The following is a 19113-nucleotide window of genomic DNA, read 5'->3' as shown; positions in this document are numbered from 1 at the left end:
GAAAATATACAAAAATATACAAAATTCATCAAAAAAATAGTTATTATGTATTGAAAAAATAAAATATCTATATAATAAAGACGTAAAATAAAATGAATATTGATAATAATATTCGGAACGAGGTAAGTTATGGATAATTTAGATTTTAATTCATTAAAACAAGAAATGATTAATTTAAGTGAAGATATATTTAAAAATCCAGAGCTTGGATTTAAAGAGTTTGAAACTAATAAAAAAATATGCGAAAAATTAGATAAATATAATATAAGTTACGAAAATGATATTGCAATAACAGGAATAAGAGCAACAATAGAGTCTAAAAAGGAAGGTCCTCATATAGCGCTTTTATGTGAACTAGACTCAGTACCTAGTACAGAGCATCAGTTCTTAGGAAAAAAAGATAATTGTGCTCATTCTTGTGGTCATTATGCACAAGTTGGAATGATGCTAGGAACATTTATAGCTTTAAAAGAATCTAATATCATTGAAGAGCTTGGTGGAAAAATATCATTTATAGCAACTCCAGCAGAGGAATATTGTGATTTTGATTATAGAGAAAATCTAGTAAAAGAAAATAAACTTTCATATATATCTGGAAAGCAAGAAATGATTAAGCTTAGTGCATTTGATGATATAGACTTAGTTTTATCAGCACATGCAATGCCACCAGGAACTCAACATTTGGCAGAAGTAAACTCAAGTTTAAATGGATTCTTAGGTAAGAAAATCATATTTAGAGGTGTATCTGCACATGCAGGACTTAATCCTTGTGATGGTGTAAATGCTTTAAATGCAGCAAATATAGCTTTAAATGCAATAGCATACTTAAGGGAAACATTTAAAGAAGAAGATGCAATAAGAGTTCATTACGTTATAAGTGATGGAGGCACAAGTGTTAACAGTGTCCCTGATAAAGTAACAATTGATATGTACATAAGAGCTAAAACTTTAGATGCAATAATGGATGTTAACACAAAAGTAGATAGAGCATTTAGAGGTGGAGCTTTAGCACTTGGTGCAGACCTTGAAATTATAAATACAGGTGGATATTTACCTTTAACACAAGATGAACACCTTACAAAGGCAGTAAAAGATAATATGCTTAAATTTATGGACGAAGATAAAATATTATCAAATTGTCATTCATTTGCAAGTGGAGATATAGGAGATTTATCATATTTAATTCCAACTGTTCAAATAGGTGTATCAGGGTTTTCAGGAAGAGTTCATGGTAATGACTTTAAGACTGAAAATACACATATAGCATATGAATTACCAATTGATTATTTTACAGAGACGGTAAAAGATTTATTAAAAGATAATGGGAAACGTACAAAAGAGATATTATCAAATTATAAGCAAAAGCTTACATTTGATCAATATATAAAGTTATTAAACGACACAAATAAAACTAATAGGTATAATGCGGAGGTTTAAAAATGTTTAAGAAAAAAATATTATCAACACTTTTAGCTGTAGGGCTTAGTGCGACTTTCTTAGTTGGATGTGGTTCAGATGAAGCAGGTTCAGCATCAAATGGAGATAAAGTTAATGTTAAGTTATTGGTAACAGGTGCTTTAGGAGATAAAGCGTTCAATGACTCAGCAAATGCAGGTATGGAAAAAATAAAAGAGCAATTTGGAGATAAGGTTAATGTAGATGTTGTAGAAATGGGATTTGATCAAACTAAATTTGAACCATCATTAATAGATGCATCAGAATCAGATGCTGATGTTATAATAACTGGTGGTTGGGATATGAAAGAGCATGTTGAAAATACAGCAGAAAATTACAAAGATAAAAAATACATAGTTTACGATACAGATGTTAATTATGATGAGTATGATTTAGATAATGTTTATTCAATGACATATAAGCAAAATGAAGCTGGATTCTTAGCAGGTGCATTAGCTGCTTTAGTTACAACTAGTGATATGGAACTTGCTAATGAAGAAAAAGTTATAGGATTCGTTGGAGCAAGAGATACATCAGCTGTTATAAATGACTCTTTAGTAGGATATATAGAAGGAGCTAAATTTATAGATAAAGATGTTAAAGTTGAAGTAGCATATATAGGTTCATTTACAGATACTGCAAAAGCTAAAGAAATAACATTAGCTCAATATTCAAACGGAGCAGATATAGTATTCACAGCAGCTGGACCAGCTTCAGCAGGATCAGTAGAAGCTGCTAAAGATGCTAAGAAATATATAATAGGTGTAGATAGTGACCAAGCTTTAGCTTATGAAGGAAAAGAAGAACAAAAATATATAATATCTTCAGCACTAAAAAATATAGATAAATCTTTAGTTGATACTATGAATGAGTACTTAAATGATTCATTAGAATTTAATACTCATAGCGTATTAGGGATAAAAGAAGATACAGTTGGACTTGCTGAAAATGACATATACACTTCAACAGTAAGTGAAGATATAAGAACTAAAGTAAGTGAAATTACAACTCAATTAAAAGAAGATAAAGTTAAAGTTAGCACTGCTTTAGGAATGGAAGAATCAAAGTTAAAAGAAATGATAAAAAACGCTAAGTAATTAATTTAGAATCGGGGGTGTGTTAAATGAACAAAGAAATATTAAAGGTAAGTAATTTAACAAAAGTCTACCCTGGTGGTGTAGTTGCAAACTACAATGTAAATATTGCTATAAATGAAGGAGAAGTTCATGCACTTATAGGTGAAAATGGTGCGGGAAAATCTACTTTAATGAAAATGCTATTTGGAATGATACCACAAACTAGTGGTGATATATATGTAAATGGAGAGAAAGTTAAATTCTCTTCATCTAAACAGGCTTTGGAAAAAGGTATAGGAATGGTGCATCAGCATTTTATGCTGGTGCCTTCTTTGACTGTAGCAGAAAATTTAATATTAGGTCATGAAACAACAAAATCAGGATTTATAAATATTGAAGAAGCTATAACACAAACAGAAGAAATTTCTAAAAAATATAATTTAAAAGTTGATGCAAGAGCTAAAGTTAAAGACATTTCAATAGCAATGAAACAAAAACTAGAAATATTAAAGGCTTTATATAGAGGAGCTAAAATATTAATACTAGATGAACCAACAGCAGTGCTTACACCACAGGAGATAGAAGAATTATTTAAACAATTAAAATTATTAAAAGAGCAGGGATATACAATTATATTTATATCTCATAAGCTTCATGAGATAAAAGAGCTTTGTGATAGATTAACAGTTTTAAGAGATGGTCAAACAATGGGGACTTACTCAGTTAGTGAACTATCAGAACAGGAAATATCAAGACTTATGGTTGGTCGTGATGTAGACTTAAATATAGAAAAGACTCAAAGAGACTTTAAGGATGTAGTCTTAAGTGTTGATAATTTAACTGTTAAAAACTCATTTAAAAATGTAGTAGTAAATGATATAAGTTTTACAGTTCGTGAAGGTCAAATACTAGGTGTGGCAGGTATAGAAGGTAATGGTCAGTCAGAACTTGTAAATGCAATAATAGGAACTACTCCAATAGTAAATGGTAAAATTGCTTTAAGAAAACAAGATATAACTAAAGAGTCTATATTAAAAAGACAAGAACTTGGTATATCCCATGTTTCTGAAGATAGACTTCACTTTGGTAGTGCACCAAATCTTTCAATTGAAGATAATGCGATATCTAAGATATATTCTTCAAAAGAATTAAATAACAAAGGATTATTAAATTTATCAAAGATAAAAGAATTTACAAGTAATTTAGTAAAAGAATTTATAGTAAAGCATGATAATATAAAGCAGGCTATAAAGGATTTATCTGGTGGTAATATACAAAAGGTTATAGTTGGACGTGAATTTTTATATGATCCAAATCTTTTAATAGTAAATCAACCAACTCGTGGAATAGACGTTGGGGCAATAGAATTTATTAGACACAAAATACTTGATATGAGAGAAGCTAAAAAAGCTATACTGTTAATATCATCAGACTTAGGAGAAGTTTTATCTTTAAGTGATAGCATAATAGTTATGCATGAAGGTAAGATAGTAGCATATATAGATGATGCTAAAAATGTTACTGAAGAAGAATTAGGTCTTTACATGTTAGGTGTTAAGCGTGATAGTGATGAGATAATCGGAGGTGCTTATTATGCGTAAAGACAACAAATTTAATGTTTTAAAATACTTTGATTTATTAAGACTACTAGTTGCAGTAGGGATTGCACTTTTAATAACAACTGGAATAATTTTCTTGTGTAGTGAAAATCCAACTAAAGCTTTATCCACATTACTTACAGGTCCAATAAGTTCAAAAAGATATTTATTTAATGTGCTTGAAATGATGGTACCGCTTATGTTTACTGGTTTATCATTAAGTTTAGTTTTCAAATCAGGAAACTTCTCAATGATAACAGATGCTTCATTTTATATAGGAGCTGTAATAGCATCTTTTATTGCTATAATGATACCTTTACCAAGTGGGATTCATCCAATGGTTTCTATATTAATAGCAGGATTTATTGGTGGAATTATAGGTAGCATACCTGCATGGTGTAAGGTTAAATATAAAGCTAATGAACTTGTTACATCTTTAATGCTTAACTATGTATTTTTCTATACAGGACTTTATATAGTTAATAAGTTTTTAGCTGATAGACAAGCAAGTAACTTTGCTTCACTTAAGTTTTTAAAAACTGCTAGTTTATCTAATATTGTAGATGGAACTAGACTTCATACAGGGTTTATAATAGCGATAATTACATGTGTTTTATTGTATATATTCTTAACTCGTACTAAGTGGGGATATGAAATAAGATTAGTAGGTTCTAATCCCGAGTTTGCAAGATACTCAGGAATAAATACAAAAAAAGTTATACTGTATACTTCATTTATATCAGGATTTGTAGCAGCAATAGGTGGTGCTATAGAAAAATTAGGTATGTATAGACGATTTCAATGGGCATCAGCTCCAAGTTATGCTTGGGATGGAGTTATAATATCTATATTGTCATCTAATAACCCAATATTTGTACCAGTAGCTGCATTCTTCTTATCTTATATACGTGTTGGTGCGGATATAATGGCAAGACAGACAGATGTACAAAATGAAATAGTTTCACTTATACAAGGTATAATAATACTTTTAGTTACAGCTGAAAGATTCTTATTCTTCATAAAGCAAAGAAAAGAAAGTCAATTAGCCTTAGCAAACAATGAAAACAAAGGGGGCGATAAGTAATGGAAGCTCTATTTTCAATATTATTAAAAGAAGATTTTTGGTTTGCAGTTATAAGGTCGACTACTCCAATACTTTTAACAACATTAGGTGCAATGATAGCAGCTCGTGCTGGTGCTAGAAATATAGCACTTGAAGGTACAATGTTAACAGCAGCATTTGTAGGAGTTGCGGCAAGTCACTTTACACAAAGTGCTTTCATAGGGCTATTATTTTCGATACTTTCAGGTGTAATACTTAGTAATATAATTGCTTACTTTGCACTTAAATTAAAATCTAACATAATTATATCTGGTATATCACTTAATTTAATGGCATCAGGTATGACAGTGTTTGGATTATATTTATTAACAGGAGATAAAGGAGCATCTACTTCTTTAAATTCTTTAGCACTTCCTAATATTAATATACCAATTATAGAAAATATGCCTGTAATTGGAAAAATAATATCAGGTCATAATATATTAACTTACGTAGCTTTAATATTAGTAATGCTTGTATATATAATGTTTAAATATACACAATTAGGGCTTAGAATAAAAGCTGTAGGAGAAAGTCCAGAAGCAGCTGAATCAGTAGGAATTAGCGTAAATAGAGTTAAATATATAGCACTTACTATGAGTGGAGTATTATCTGCACTTGGTGGAGCATTCTTATCAATGGGATATGTTACATTATTCTCGGCTGGTATGACATCGGGAAGAGGATATATAGCACTTGCTACTCAGTCTATGGCAGGAGCTAATCCAGTAGTAGGACTTTTAACTTCTAGTTTATTTGGATTTACAGAAAGTATGAGTAACTACTTACAAGGAATAAACCTTCCTGTAGAGTTTATACAAATGCTTCCATATTTAGCAATAGTTATTATATATGTAGTTTACTGTGCTAATAAAAATAAACAAGACAATAAAGCCTAAATAATATAAAAATACTAAATATTAATTATATAATTAATATTTAGTATTTTATCTAAAGAATAAAAAAATAATATAAACAAATAATATATATATTATTTAATTAAGGAGAAATTTAATGGCAAATTATACAGGTGTTGTAAAATGGTTTAATAATGAAAAAGGTTATGGATTTATAACAAGTAATAGTGGAGATGATGTTTTCGTACACTTTTCTAACATAAAAGAAGAAGGGCATAATAAAGATTTACATGAAGGTGAAGAAGTTAACTTCGATATAGTTCAAGCTGATAGAGGTCCTTCAGCTATAAATGTTCAAAAACGATAGTATTAAAAATAATAGTTGTACAATTGGTTGCAGGATGAAAATAATAAAGACATGGGAATTTTTACCCATGCCTTTATTATTTTACATATTTATTTAAAAAATTACTTACTGTATTCCAATATAATTTAGGATTAACTAAATCAGCATTAGCGTGCTCAGCACCTGTGATAGTAAGTTTTTCTTTTTCTGAGCTTGTAGCATTATATAACTCATCCATCATATAGTAAGGTACGAAAGTATCTTTATTTCCATGAATATATAATATAGGAGTATTAGATTTTTTTACTTGGTCAATAGCTGAAGCTTCTTTTAATGAATATCTAGCCTTAATTTGAGTAACAATATTAGATAAATTCATTACAGGGAATGATTTTAAATTAAATAATGACCTTAATTGATAAGAGAATTCATCCCATACTGAAGTATAGCCACAATCAGCAACAATAGCCTTAACATTAGATGGTAACCTTTCTCCAGAAACCATTAAGACAGTAGAAGCTCCCATAGATGTACCATGAAGTATTATTTCACTATCGTTATTATTATTTATTATGTAATTTATCCAATCTATTATATCTAATCTATCATGCCATCCCATACCTATATAGTTTCCTTCACTCTCTCCATGAGCTCTAAGATCTGGAACTAAAATATTATATCCCATTTCATATAAATATTTAGCTTTAGCGCTAACAAGCTTACCCTCAGATGTATATCCATGTATAACTATGGCCCACTTATTGCTTTTATTTTCATTTATTACTTGGTATGCATGCAATTTTAAATTATCATAAGATAAAATATATTTATCTTCATAGTTTGAATTTTTCAGTAACCAATCCACATCTTCTTGTACTTCTAATCCTTCATCTTCATCATCTCCAAATATCATATCCTTTGAAGTATTAGGGTCTAATGCTAAATTATAAAAATAATTACCTACATAAGAGCCAATTCCAATTGTTGCAAGTAAAATTAATATTAGTATAATTATAATTATTTTTTTCTTCTTCATACTCAATCTCCTTAAACTTAACATAGATATATATTATCATAAAATCAAATAGTTTAACATAGTTAAATTTTGATAATCATAATATTTTAAAGTGAAAACTAAATTAAGTTTTATATTAAGTTTTGATATATTTGATATAATGTATTTATAAAATATTTTAGGAAGTAGGAAATAAATGAAAGAAATAATAAAATCAATAAATGTAGATTTAAATAAATGCAATGATGCTATAAATACAAATAGTTTAATGGAAATTGCGATAGCTATAGAAGAAATGATAGATAAGTACAGGTATGAAATTAAGGATTTAACTGAATTAGAAAAAAGAAATGTTTGGTCTTATAATAAAAAAGATTTAGAAAAAGTAATTGACTATATAAAAGGGTATGAAGTAAAGTTAAGAAATCAGTATAATCAAACTATCATAAATGAATCTTTTCATAATTCCATAGAAAATATAGAAAGTAGCAATAATTTATCTTGTGAAAGAAAAAAAGAACTTATAGATATTATAAATAAAATAAAAAATATATCTAATGAAGATTGTAATAAGGATGTAAAATGGAGTAAACTAAGGGATTATATAAACTTTATTAGTAATGAAAGCTTTGAAGTTGGATTTGAAATATTAAATCTTTTATACAAAATATGTACATATAGTTTATAAAAAATTATAAAACAAAAACTATAGAGTGTATTAATATAAATAATACACTCTATAGTTTTAATTTTAACTATTATTTAAATTAACTTTAGGAGTTAAATTATATAATAAAGCTAATTTATCAAATGCATGAAGAGAATTTTTTATGGTATCATAAGATACACAATATGAAATTCTAAAATGACCAGGGCATCCAAATGATGAACCTGGGACTAATAATAAATTAAATTTCTTAGCATCTTCACAGAACTTTTTGTCATCTTCAATAGGAGTTCTTGGAAATAAATAGAATGTGCCGTGAGGTTTGACACAAGTAAATCCTAAGTTGACTAAATGATTATATAATAAATCAAAATTTTTCTTATAAATATCAATATTAACCTCAGAATCTAAACACTTAGCAACAACTCTTTGGAATAAAGAAGGTGCATTTACAAATCCTAAAATTCTATTTGCAATATTTAAAGAATCTATAATTTTACCGAATTCATCCATATTATTATTAATAACTACATACCCAATACGTTCTCCAGGAAGAGATAATGACTTGCTATAGGAGTAAGCTATAAATGTATTTTTATAATATTTAAGTAAGCAAGGTACCTTAGCATTATCGTACACGATTTCTCTGTAAGGCTCATCTGAAATTAAGTATATGCTAGTATTAAATTTTTTTTGCTTATTTTTTAGTAAACTACCTAGGTTAGTTAAAAATTCATTTGAATAAATAATTCCAGTTGGATTATTTGGAGTATTTATTATTATGGCTTTAGTTTTATTTGTAATAGCTTTTTCTAGAGCGTCTAAGTTTGGCTCAAAGTTATTTATGTCTGTAGGAACTACAATTAATTTTCCGTCAAAGTTATTGACATAGTTTTTATATTCTCCAAAAAATGGAGCAAAAGTTATAACTTCATCATTTGGATTTAGCAATGTTTTTAAAATTATATTAAGTCCTCCTGCAGCTCCACAAGTCATAACTATATTTTTATAACTAAGATTTAAATCTTTTTTTTTACTTAAGAATAAAGCAATTTCAGCTCGTACATCTTCATACCCTGAATTATTCATATATCCATGAATTAAATTTGGAGACTGAGAATTTAATATTTCATTAATAGCTATTTTTATACTTTCTGGAGGATCTACATTAGGATTACCAATACTAAAGTCATAAACATTTTCTTCACCGTAAATTTTGGATAATTTTTTTCCTTCTTCAAACATTGATCTTACTATAGAGTTGCCTTGAAGAAGGTTTTCCATTTTACTTGATATCATTTTGACAACACCCCTTATATATTATTAAATATATTTTATCATAATTCATATATGATTTATTTGAAAATTTGTATATTTTAAATATTACATACAATTGATAATTGTAAAAAATATAATTAGATAATGAATTAGTTTTAAACTTCCTTAATTATGTAAAAATATGTATAATTATGAAGTTACAAAAAGTAATAAATTTAAGTTTTAAAGCTAAAATGTCCAAATTATGACACAATTCAAGTGATTAATTGTGATACTATAGTGTTAGAACTATTAAATATAGTAGTAAATATAGTAAAGAACATACTTAAATTTTAGAATTAAACTTGTAAATATGGGAGGTATAAAATGAAAAAATTATTACTACTACTAACAACATTATCAATGTTTATATTCTCAGGATGCAGTAGCGAAAGTGATAGAACTGTAACTGATAGAGAGGGTACTGAGGTAAGCATACCTAAAAAAATAGAGAAAGTAATATCAACGGCACCATCTAATACAGAGGTAATAATGGGACTTGGCTTAGGTGATAAATTAGTGGCAATTGATACATACTCAACAGATATAGAAGGTATAAATCAAGAATTACCACAAATAGATTTTTCAAATCCAGATGCTGAAACTATAATTAGTTTAGATCCAGATGTAGTGATTGCATCAGGACATAATAAAACCGGATCTACAGAAGATCCATTTAAGGCAATTAGCGAAGCTGGAATTCCAGTTGTCTACATACCAAGTAGTGAAAGTATTGAAGGTGTTTATGAAGATATAAACTTTATAGCAGATGTACTAAATGAAAAGGAAAAAGGACAAGAAATAGTTAATGGTATGAAAGAAAAAGTAGATGAAATAAAAGCTATAGGTGACAAAATAGAAGATAAGAAAACAGTTTATTTTGAAATATCACCAGCTCCAAGTTTATTTAGTTTTGGAAAAGATACATTTTTAAATGAAATGATAGAAATTGTAGGAGCAAAAAATATATTTGCAGATGAAGAGGGATGGGTATCTCCAACTGAAGAATCTGTAATAGATGCTAATCCAGATGTAATAATAACTAATGCATCTTATATGGAAAATCCAACTGAAGAAATAAAGTCTCGTGAAGCTTGGGATGTAATAAATGCTGTAAAAGATAATGCAGTTTATTTAGTAGATAAAAATGCTTCATCACGTCCATCACAAAATGCAACGAAAGCTTTAGAAGAAATAGCAAAAGCTGTATATCCAGAATACTATGGACAATAAAAAGAAATTAATAATAAGCATATTAATAGCATTTTTAATTATAGGTATTGGAACTTCTGTGGGAAGTTCCAATATTAATTTACTAGAAACTATATCAATATTAATGAATAAATGCTTTAATTTTGCTATTAAAGATGGTATAGACCCTAAAAATATAGGGATAGTATGGAAATTAAGATTACCGAGAGTTTTATTGGCATTTTTAGTTGGAGGATGTTTAGCGACTAGTGGTGCAGTAGTTCAATCTATTTTAAAAAATCAATTAGCATCACCATATACATTAGGAGTATCTTCTGGTGCATCATTAGGAGCAGGTCTTATAATAGTTACAGGAATAGCTGTTCCTGTAATAGGGAACTTTACACTTCCTTTAGTTGGTTTTTTATTTGGTTTAGCTACTGTATTTATAGTTATAACTTTTTCAGTAAAAATAGATAGAACTATGTCAAATAATACCATAATCTTATCGGGTATGGTTTTATCTTTATTTGTAAATGCATTATTAACAACTTTAACAGCATTATTTTCAGAAGATATGAAAAGTATATCACTTTGGCAAATGGGTAGTTTTGCTATGAAGGGATGGAGTTATGTAAGGCTTCTAATTCCATTTGTAATAGTAGGTATGATTGGTATAATTAAATTTACAAAAGAGATGGATATTATAACTTTTGGAGAAGAACAAGCAAAAGCAATGGGAGTAGAAACATCAAAAGTAAAGCGTAAACTCTTTATTTATTCTGCAGTGCTTACAGGAGGTGCAATATCATTAAGTGGCACAATTGGATTTATAGATTTAATTGCACCACATGTTGTAAGAAAGGTATTTGGTTCAAATCATAAGTATGTTATACCGATGTCATTTTTATACGGAGGTTGTTTTATGGTTATAGCAGATATTGTAGCAAGAACTGTTATAGTACCATCAGAACTTCCTGTAGGAGCAGTAACAGCTCTAATTGGAGCTCCATTTTTTGCATATGTATATTTTAAGAAATAAAGGTGATAGTTATGTTAAAAATTAAAAATCTTTATAGTGGTTACAATGATGTAGATGTAATAAAGGATATAACTATAGATGTAAATAAAGGAGAAAGTGTATTTATCATAGGTCCAAATGGTTGTGGAAAGAGTACTTTTTTAAAGTCTATAGCTAATATTATAGAATATCGTGGAAGTATACAAATTGAAAATAAAGAAATATCATCTTTTAAAAGAAAAGATTTAGCTAAAAAAGTTGGGCTAATGAGTCAAATTTCAGAAATATATTTTCCTTATACAATTTATGATACGGTGTCACTTGGAAGGTATCCTTATACTAAGGGGATGTTTGATAAACTATCTAAGGATGATCATAAAATAATTATGGACAGTATTGAAAAGGTTGGTCTAACAGAATATAAAGATAAAATGATAACTGAATTGTCTGGAGGACAACTTCAAAGAGTTTTTTTAGCAAAACTACTTGCTCAGAACCCAGATATAATACTTCTTGACGAGCCAACTAATCATCTTGATTTTAAATATCAAATTGAGTTACTAGAATATGTTAAGAAGTGGTCAATGTCGAATAATAAAATTGTAATAGGAGTGTTACATGATTTAAATTTAGTACATAACTTTGCAGACTCGGTAATTTTATTAAATCAAGGAAGAGTTATATCATCTGGAAAGCCAGTCGAGGTTTTAAATAATGATATAATAAAAGATGTATATGATATAGATATAAAAGGCTTTATGCTAGATGCATTAGAGAAGTGGAAAGATTGTATATAGACTAGAATTAATTGATTACTTCTAATCTAATAAGAAGTTAAAACTTATAAGTACTTATAAGTTATAACTTCTTATTTTTTATAAAATATATGTTATATTATAATTAATTTTAAAATTTCTATTGACTATATACCGTATATTGTATACAATATACTTGTAAGAAAAAAGGAACAAATGGAGATGATTAAAAATGAAAAAAATAGAAAGAATAATAACTACTATAAAAGGTATATCAAAATACATGTTAGTAAATGAAAGAATAAATAGTCAAAGATGTGTAGCTCAAAATATAGATACAACAAAGACTATAATAGAACATAACTAAGCTTATTCCTGATGATTTATATATATATTCTCCAAAAGCTGAACTTGAAAAAGTTCAGCTTTTTTATTTTATAATATAAATTAATTATAAAATTTAAATTTTAGTTACATAATGTGAAGTGAGGTTAGAGGTTATGCTAGAATATGTAATATATATAATATAAATAAAATAAAAAGGGTGATTATATGTCGCATATAAATGCAAAAGAGGCTTATAAAAGTTTGGAAGAGAGATTAAATAGATTTCCTCAAGGTGCACCGCCATCAAAAACATTATACAAAATACTAGAAATGCTATTTACAGAAAAAGAAGCTGCTTTGGTTGCTCAATTACCTATAAAAGCTTTTAGAGTGAAAACTGCAGCTAAAATTTGGAGTGTAAGTGAAAGTGAAGCATTAAAAATATTAGATATGTTAGCTAGTAGAGCAATACTGTTAGATATTGAAGATGGAAAGGGTAAAAAATATATACTACCACCTCCTATGGCTGGGTTTATCGAATTCGCTTTAATGAGAACTAGAGATGATATTGATCAAAAACTTTTAGCAGAACTTTATTATCAGTATTTGAATGTAGAAGAAGATTTTATAAAGGAGTTATTTTACTCATCAGATACAAAGTTAGGGAGGATTTATGTTCAAGAAGAAGTTCTAACTAATGATAATGAAGTGACTATACTTGATTATGAAAGAGCAACTCATATAATAGAAGAAGCAAGTCATATAGCGGTAGGAATGTGCTATTGTAGACATAAGATGCATCATATGGGTAAAGCTTGTGAAGCACCTATGGATATATGTATGACATTCGGTAATACTGCAAATTCATTGATAAAAAATAATTATGCAAGAAGGGTTGATGCATCAGAATGTAAAGAGTTACTACATCAAGCATATGAACATAATTTAGTTCAATGTGGTGAAAATGTAAGAAAGGGAGTAACGTTTATATGCAACTGCTGTGGATGTTGTTGTGAAGCTATGTTAGCAGCGAGGAAGTTTGGTAATTTACACCCAGTAGCAACAAGTAGTTTTATACCAAAGATAAATTATGATAATTGTGTTAACTGTGGAAAGTGTGTTAAAGCATGTCCTATTGGAGCAATTGATAAGATAAAAGAAAATGATAAAACTATAGTTAAAATAGATGAAGATAGATGTTTAGGTTGTGGAGTATGTGTTAGAAATTGCTATAAAAAAAGCATAACTTTATTAAAAAGAAAAGAAAAAATTATAACGCCAGCTAATTCGGTACATAGAGTTGTTTTAATGGCTATAGAAAAAGGTCAATTACAAGAATTAATATTTGATAATAAAGCTTTATCTAGTCATAGAGCAATGGCAGCAATACTTTCTTCAATATTAAAATTACCTACAGCAAAGAGAGTTCTTGCTAATGAGCAATTAAAGTCTGTTTATTTAGATAAACTATTAAGTATGAATCAAAAGTAAATGTTAAAAATATGCAAATATGATACTATAATATAGTAGATATAAATAATGGAGGAGATATAATGGAGAGTATTAAATGGGTAAATCAAAAAAAAATAGAAAGAACTATTAAGGCTTTAGAGAAAAATAATATGAGTGGATATTTTGCTAAAGATGAAAAAGAACTTTTTAATATAATAGAAGGTCTATTAAAAGAAGGAGACTTAGTAGCTTGTGGGGGCTCTATGAGCTTATTTAATACGAAGATAATAGATTATTTAAAAAATGGAAAATACAACTTCTTAGATAGACATAATTCTAATCTTAAGCCAGAAGATGTTAAAGAAATATATAGAAAATCATTTTTTGCAGATGCATACTTTGCAAGTACTAATGCCATAACTGAAAATGGGGAATTATATAATGTAGATGGAAATGGAAATAGAGTAGCTGCAATGCTTTATGGTCCAGATAAAGTGATTTTAATAGTTGGAGTAAACAAAATAGTTAAAGATGTACAAGAGGCTATAAATAGAAATAAATATGTCTGTGCACCAGCTAATGCAAAAAGGTTAGGGACTAGAACACCTTGCCAAGCAACAGGTGTATGTATGGATTGTTCAAGTCCAGAAAGAATATGTTGTGAATATACTTTAATAAAAAAACAAAGAACGGCAGGAAGGATGCATGTAATTTTCATAAATGAAAACATTGGATATTAACATGAGATAAGGAGGCATTATGAAAAAGGTTAAACTTGTGTATAACCCTAATTCTGGAGAGAAATCTATCGTAGGCAAATTAGACACTATAATAGAAGTATATCAAAAATATGGATATGAGGTAGTACCATATAGACTAAATAAAGAAAATCCTACAAAAAATGCATTTAATGGAATGGATGGAAGCTATCATCATGTATTGATTTCGGGTGGAGATGGAACAGTAGATATTGTTTTGAATGCTATGAAAGAATTAGATATAGAAATTCCTATTGGAATTTTACCATCAGGGACGGCAAATGATTTTGCTAATGCCTTAGGTTTACCTTTTGATGTAAGAAATGCTATAGAGAATATAATTGTTTCAAAATCTAAAAAGATAGACATAGGTAAGGTTAATGATAAATATTTTATAAATGTAGCTAGTGCAGGAATGTTTACAGATGTATCTCAAAAAATAAATCCAGATTTTAAAAATTCAATGGGAAGAGTATCATATTATATAAAAGGTATAGAAGAAGCATTACACCTAAGGGAATTTAATATAAGTGTAAATTCAGAAGAAATAACATATAACGGTAAAATGTATTTAATGCTTGTATTTAATGGTAAGACAGCAGGGAATCTTAATTTAGCATATAAATCAGAATTAGATGATGGATACTTAGATGTTATTATATTTAAGGCAACGCCACCACCAAAGTCAATTCCAGTTTTTATAAATATTCTAAAAGGAGAACATCTAGATCATTATAATGAAGATGATTTGCTATATTTTAGAACTAAAAAAGTAACCATAAATTGTAGTGATGACTTAGTAACAGATATAGATGGTGAAAGGGGTCCTGATTTTCCTTTAGAAATTGAATGTATAGAAGATGGTATGGAAATTTTAGGTATTTATTAAAATTTAATAATTTATATAGAAAATGCTAGCTATTAAATTTTTAATAACTAGCATTTTTATTTTATATAAATTATTTTCCTGGTTTGAATGAGCTCTTAAGTGGAACTATTCTATTAAATACTAATTTATCTTCTGTAGTATACTTTGGATCAACACTGTAGAATCCATTTCTAACAAATTGGAATTTATCATAAGGTTTAGCATTTTCTAATTGAGTAGTTTCAGCAAATCCTTGTAATATTTCTATAGAGTTTTCATTTATTTGATCTAAGAAGTGCTTTCCTTCATTTTCTGGAGCATCATCTAATATTAATGGTTCAAATAATCTAAATTCACATGGTTTACAGTTATTAGCATCTACCCAGTGAATAGTTGCCTTAACTTTACGTCCAGTGAAACCTGATCCACTCTTAGTTTCTGGATCGTATGTACAGTGAATTTCAATAACTTCTCCGTTTTCATCTTTTACAACATCTGTACATTTAACGAAGTAAGCACCTTTTAAGCGAACCTCATTTCCTGGGAACAGTCTAAAGTACTTTTTAACTGGTTCCTCCATAAAGTCTTCTTGTTCTATATATAATTCTCTAGAGAATGAAACTTGTCTAGTTCCTTTAGACTCATCTTTAGCGTTATTTTCTATATCTAACATTTCAGATTGACCTTCAGGATAGTTAGTTATAACTAATTTTAAAGGCTTAAGTACACCCATTACAAGAGGAGCTTTAGGCTGTAAGTCTTCTCTTAAGAAGTGATCTAACAATTGACTATCAACCTTAGAATCAGCTCTAGCAACTCCTATTTCAGAGCAGAAGTTACGGATTGATTCTGGAGTATATCCTCTTCTTCTAACACCTGATATAGTAGGCATACGAGGATCATTCCATCCATCAACTACACCTTCATCAACAAGTTGTTTTAATTTTCTTTTACTCATAACTGTATTTGTTAAGTTAAGTCTAGCAAACTCTATTTGTCTTGGGATATTTTCCATTTCACATTCTCTTACAAACCAATCATAAAGTGGTCTTTGATCTTCGAATTCAAGGGTACATATAGAGTGAGTTATTCCTTCTATAGCATCTTCTAGTGGATGAGCAAAGCAATACATTGGATATATACACCACTTATCTCCTGTATTGTGGTGAGTAGAGTGTGCTATTCTATATATTATTGGATCTCTAAAGTTTATATTAGGAGAAGACATATCTATCTTAGCTCTTAAAACTTTTTCACCATCTTTGAATTCACCATTTTTCATTCTTTCGAATAAATCAAGGTTTTCTTCTATAGTTCTATTTCTGTATGGACTATCCTTACCTGGCTCAGTTAATGTACCACGGTATTCTCTCATTTCTTCTGGAGTTAAATCACATACATAAGCTTTTCCTTTTTTTATTAACAGGATAGCTCTTTTATACATTTCATCGAAGTAATCAGATGCAAAGAATAAGTTATTCCACTCAAATCCTAACCACTTAACATCTTCTTTTATAGAGTTTACATATTCAACATCTTCTTTAACTGGATTTGTATCATCAAATCTTAAGTTAACTTTTCCGTTAAATTCTTTTGCAAGCCCGAAGTTTAAGCATATACTTTTTGCATGACCTATATGTAAGTACCCGTTTGGTTCCGGAGGGAAACGAGTTATTATGCTGTCATGTTTACCTGTATCTAAATCATTTATAATTATATTTCTTATAAAGTTAGATGAATTAGTTTCATTTGACATATTTTGTACCTCTCAATTTAAATAAATTTCTATATAGTAAAAAGATACTATAATTCCATATTATTAATTTTAATCCAATCTGGCAAAAAAATAAAGATATAAATAACAAATAAAGATGAAATAATTTAATTTACGACAGATAGGAATTAAATATTATATTTAAGAGTATGAAACAAAATTAAATATTTTATGATAGTATTAGAAAGTTTTTTCTTGTAAATTATAATCATATAAAGTTAATTAAATCATTGTTATTTAAATATAAGTTTAATTATAAACTAAAAGGATGTGATCATTATAAAAGGAAAAAATATAATTATAGTAATAGTTGTAATAATAGCGATACTTATAGCAGGAATTTACTATATATTAACACCGGATAAAAAAGTAAGCATAAATACTCAATCCAATAGCATAACAATTGAAGAATTACTAAAAGGCGATTTTTTGGATTCATTTGAGATATTAAAAAATCCAATAAGACTAGAAGGGCGTTTATTATTATCAGAAAGTGAATTTAGAGATATAGTTTATACGGTAATGAATAATTATAATATTGAAGAATTCAAATATAGCAATATAAGTCTTCAGGAAAAGTACATAAAAGTAATATCACCATATAAATTCTTAAACTTAATTGATACACAATATGAAGTGAATATATATCCTACTATAGTTGATAATAATTTATATCTAACATTAAAGAATTTTAGAATAGGAAAATTGAAAATTAGTGATAGTATAGTACAGTCAGTTTTAAAATCAAAAGCAAATGCTTTACCTTTTGAAATTAATAAAAATGTAATTATAGTTGATAAGAGCTATATGCAACCTATTAATATAAAAACTATTGATATTAAAGATGATGAAGTTATTGTATATGTGTTGGTGACTACGACAGATATTATTCAATTTATAGGTGATTATAATACAAAATAATATGACAGCAAAGTAGGTGGAATAAGTGGAGCAATTATTATACTCAGTTTCTGAATATAAATTTTTAGCTGCAATTGTGGCTTTTTTATTAACTGCAATAGAGAGTTTTATACCTGTTTTACCACTAGTTGCTATAATACTGTTCAATGTATTTGTATTTGGATTATGGTTAGGCTTTTTTATATCATGGGCAGGTTCATGTATAGCAGCAGTACTACTATATTTACTAGCAAATAAGTTTTCAAAGTTAAAAATATTTGATAAGTATAAACATAAGTTTAATGATAAAAGAATTTCTAGCTATATAAAAAAACGAGGATTCAGCATAATTTTTATAACTTATGTTTGTCCATTTATTTCAGACTTTCTTATTAATATAATGAGTGGATTTATTGACTTAGATTTAAAAACTTTTATAAGTGGAATGGTTAGTGGGAAGTTTGTAATGTTTCTTTTTATAAGTTATGTAGGTGAAGATGTGACAGTTTTTTTTCATAGCCCGATTAAGGTTTTATTATTTTCGATATTTATTTTAATATCATGGATAATTGGACGAAATATGAATAATAAAATGCATTTAAATGAAGATTAGATTTGAAATCTTATGATATAT

General features: G+C 28.0%; 19 protein-coding genes. 16 read left to right on the top strand and 3 right to left on the bottom strand.

Going from position 1 to position 19113, the window contains the following annotated elements; translation table 11 throughout:
- Positions 1 to 129: 129 nt before the first annotated feature.
- From EIH23_RS12050 to EIH23_RS12025, 6 genes are all read left to right on the top strand, one after another.
- Entirely contained in the window at positions 130 to 1437 is a 1308-nt protein-coding gene (locus EIH23_RS12050) for an amidohydrolase (protein WP_122640534.1), read from the top strand.
- Positions 1438 to 1439: 2 nt separating this feature from the next.
- A complete protein-coding gene (locus EIH23_RS12045) occupies positions 1440 to 2552 on the top strand; it encodes a BMP family ABC transporter substrate-binding protein (protein WP_122640533.1) in 1113 nt (370 codons plus the stop codon).
- Positions 2553 to 2578: 26 nt separating this feature from the next.
- On the top strand, positions 2579 to 4132 hold the full coding sequence (locus EIH23_RS12040) for an ABC transporter ATP-binding protein (RefSeq protein WP_122640532.1): 1554 nt from the start codon (positions 2579 to 2581) through the stop codon (positions 4130 to 4132).
- Positions 4125 to 5213, top strand: a complete 1089-nt coding sequence (locus tag EIH23_RS12035; protein WP_122640531.1) for an ABC transporter permease — start codon at positions 4125 to 4127, stop codon at positions 5211 to 5213. Before EIH23_RS12040 ends, EIH23_RS12035 begins: the two co-directional genes overlap by 8 nt.
- Positions 5213 to 6130 carry an ABC transporter permease gene (locus EIH23_RS12030; RefSeq protein ID WP_122640530.1) on the top strand — a complete coding sequence of 306 codons (918 nt, stop codon included), beginning with the start codon at positions 5213 to 5215 and terminating at the stop codon, positions 6128 to 6130. The genes EIH23_RS12035 and EIH23_RS12030 overlap by 1 nt, the downstream gene beginning before the upstream one ends.
- A 115-nt stretch (positions 6131 to 6245) precedes the next feature.
- The gene (locus EIH23_RS12025; protein ID WP_122640529.1) at positions 6246 to 6455 is read left to right on the top strand and encodes a cold-shock protein; all 210 of its coding nucleotides are present in this window, start codon (positions 6246 to 6248) and stop codon (positions 6453 to 6455) included.
- 76 nt (positions 6456 to 6531) lie between these two features.
- On the opposite strand, the gene EIH23_RS12020 is transcribed toward EIH23_RS12025, so the two are convergent.
- Positions 6532 to 7470 carry an alpha/beta hydrolase gene (locus tag EIH23_RS12020; RefSeq protein ID WP_122640528.1) on the bottom strand — a complete coding sequence of 313 codons (939 nt, stop codon included), beginning with the start codon at positions 7468 to 7470 and terminating at the stop codon, positions 6532 to 6534.
- A 175-nt stretch (positions 7471 to 7645) separates the two neighbouring features.
- On the opposite strand from EIH23_RS12020, the gene EIH23_RS12015 reads away from it, so the two are divergent.
- Positions 7646 to 8137 carry a hypothetical protein gene (locus tag EIH23_RS12015; RefSeq protein ID WP_122640527.1) on the top strand — a complete coding sequence of 164 codons (492 nt, stop codon included), beginning with the start codon at positions 7646 to 7648 and terminating at the stop codon, positions 8135 to 8137.
- Between the two features lie 63 nt (positions 8138 to 8200).
- Here the strand turns inward: EIH23_RS12015 and EIH23_RS12010 are convergent, their stop codons facing one another.
- The gene (locus EIH23_RS12010; RefSeq protein ID WP_122640526.1) at positions 8201 to 9415 is read right to left on the bottom strand and encodes a pyridoxal phosphate-dependent aminotransferase; all 1215 of its coding nucleotides are present in this window, start codon (positions 9413 to 9415) and stop codon (positions 8201 to 8203) included.
- A gap of 345 nt (positions 9416 to 9760) precedes the next feature.
- On the opposite strand from EIH23_RS12010, the gene EIH23_RS12005 reads away from it, so the two are divergent.
- The 7 genes from EIH23_RS12005 to EIH23_RS11980 all read left to right on the top strand — a co-directional run bounded on the left by EIH23_RS12005 (position 9761) and on the right by EIH23_RS11980 (position 15826).
- Positions 9761 to 10666: an ABC transporter substrate-binding protein gene (locus EIH23_RS12005; protein WP_243113403.1), complete on the top strand. Its 906-nt coding sequence runs from the start codon at positions 9761 to 9763 to the stop codon at positions 10664 to 10666.
- Complete coding sequence (locus EIH23_RS12000) at positions 10656 to 11666, top strand: FecCD family ABC transporter permease (RefSeq protein ID WP_122640525.1); 1011 nt, start codon at positions 10656 to 10658, stop codon at positions 11664 to 11666. Before EIH23_RS12005 ends, EIH23_RS12000 begins: the two co-directional genes overlap by 11 nt.
- A gap of 11 nt (positions 11667 to 11677) precedes the next feature.
- Positions 11678 to 12442, top strand: coding sequence for an ABC transporter ATP-binding protein (locus tag EIH23_RS11995; protein ID WP_122640524.1), 765 nt, complete (start codon positions 11678 to 11680; stop codon positions 12440 to 12442).
- Between the two features lie 190 nt (positions 12443 to 12632).
- Positions 12633 to 12767, top strand: coding sequence for a hypothetical protein (locus tag EIH23_RS16770; protein ID WP_279265908.1), 135 nt, complete (start codon positions 12633 to 12635; stop codon positions 12765 to 12767).
- A gap of 185 nt (positions 12768 to 12952) precedes the next feature.
- Positions 12953 to 14218, top strand: coding sequence for a 4Fe-4S dicluster domain-containing protein (locus EIH23_RS11990; RefSeq protein ID WP_122640523.1), 1266 nt, complete (start codon positions 12953 to 12955; stop codon positions 14216 to 14218).
- A 62-nt stretch (positions 14219 to 14280) separates the two neighbouring features.
- A complete protein-coding gene (locus EIH23_RS11985; RefSeq protein WP_207734718.1) occupies positions 14281 to 14919 on the top strand; it encodes a lactate utilization protein in 639 nt (212 codons plus the stop codon).
- A 19-nt stretch (positions 14920 to 14938) separates the two neighbouring features.
- Positions 14939 to 15826, top strand: coding sequence for a YegS/Rv2252/BmrU family lipid kinase (locus EIH23_RS11980; protein WP_122640521.1), 888 nt, complete (start codon positions 14939 to 14941; stop codon positions 15824 to 15826).
- Positions 15827 to 15896: 70 nt separating this feature from the next.
- Here EIH23_RS11980 and EIH23_RS11975 read toward each other — a convergent pair whose 3' ends face one another.
- Positions 15897 to 17561 (bottom strand): glutamine--tRNA ligase/YqeY domain fusion protein, encoded by a 1665-nt coding sequence (locus EIH23_RS11975; protein WP_122640520.1) that lies wholly within the window; start codon positions 17559 to 17561, stop codon positions 15897 to 15899.
- Positions 17562 to 17849: 288 nt separating this feature from the next.
- Here EIH23_RS11975 and EIH23_RS11970 point away from each other — a divergent pair, with 288 nt between their 5' ends.
- Together EIH23_RS11970 and EIH23_RS11965 are read left to right on the top strand one after the other, a co-directional pair.
- A complete protein-coding gene (locus EIH23_RS11970) occupies positions 17850 to 18500 on the top strand; it encodes a hypothetical protein (protein ID WP_122640519.1) in 651 nt (216 codons plus the stop codon).
- 25 nt (positions 18501 to 18525) lie between these two features.
- Positions 18526 to 19092: a TVP38/TMEM64 family protein gene (locus EIH23_RS11965; RefSeq protein ID WP_122640518.1), complete on the top strand. Its 567-nt coding sequence runs from the start codon at positions 18526 to 18528 to the stop codon at positions 19090 to 19092.
- Positions 19093 to 19113: the final 21 nt, after the last annotated feature.

Source organism: Romboutsia sp. Marseille-P6047 (assembly GCF_900604535.1).
Lineage (GTDB): Bacteria > Bacillota > Clostridia > Peptostreptococcales > Peptostreptococcaceae > Romboutsia_E.
This window is presented reverse-complemented; position numbering and strand designations above follow the sequence as displayed.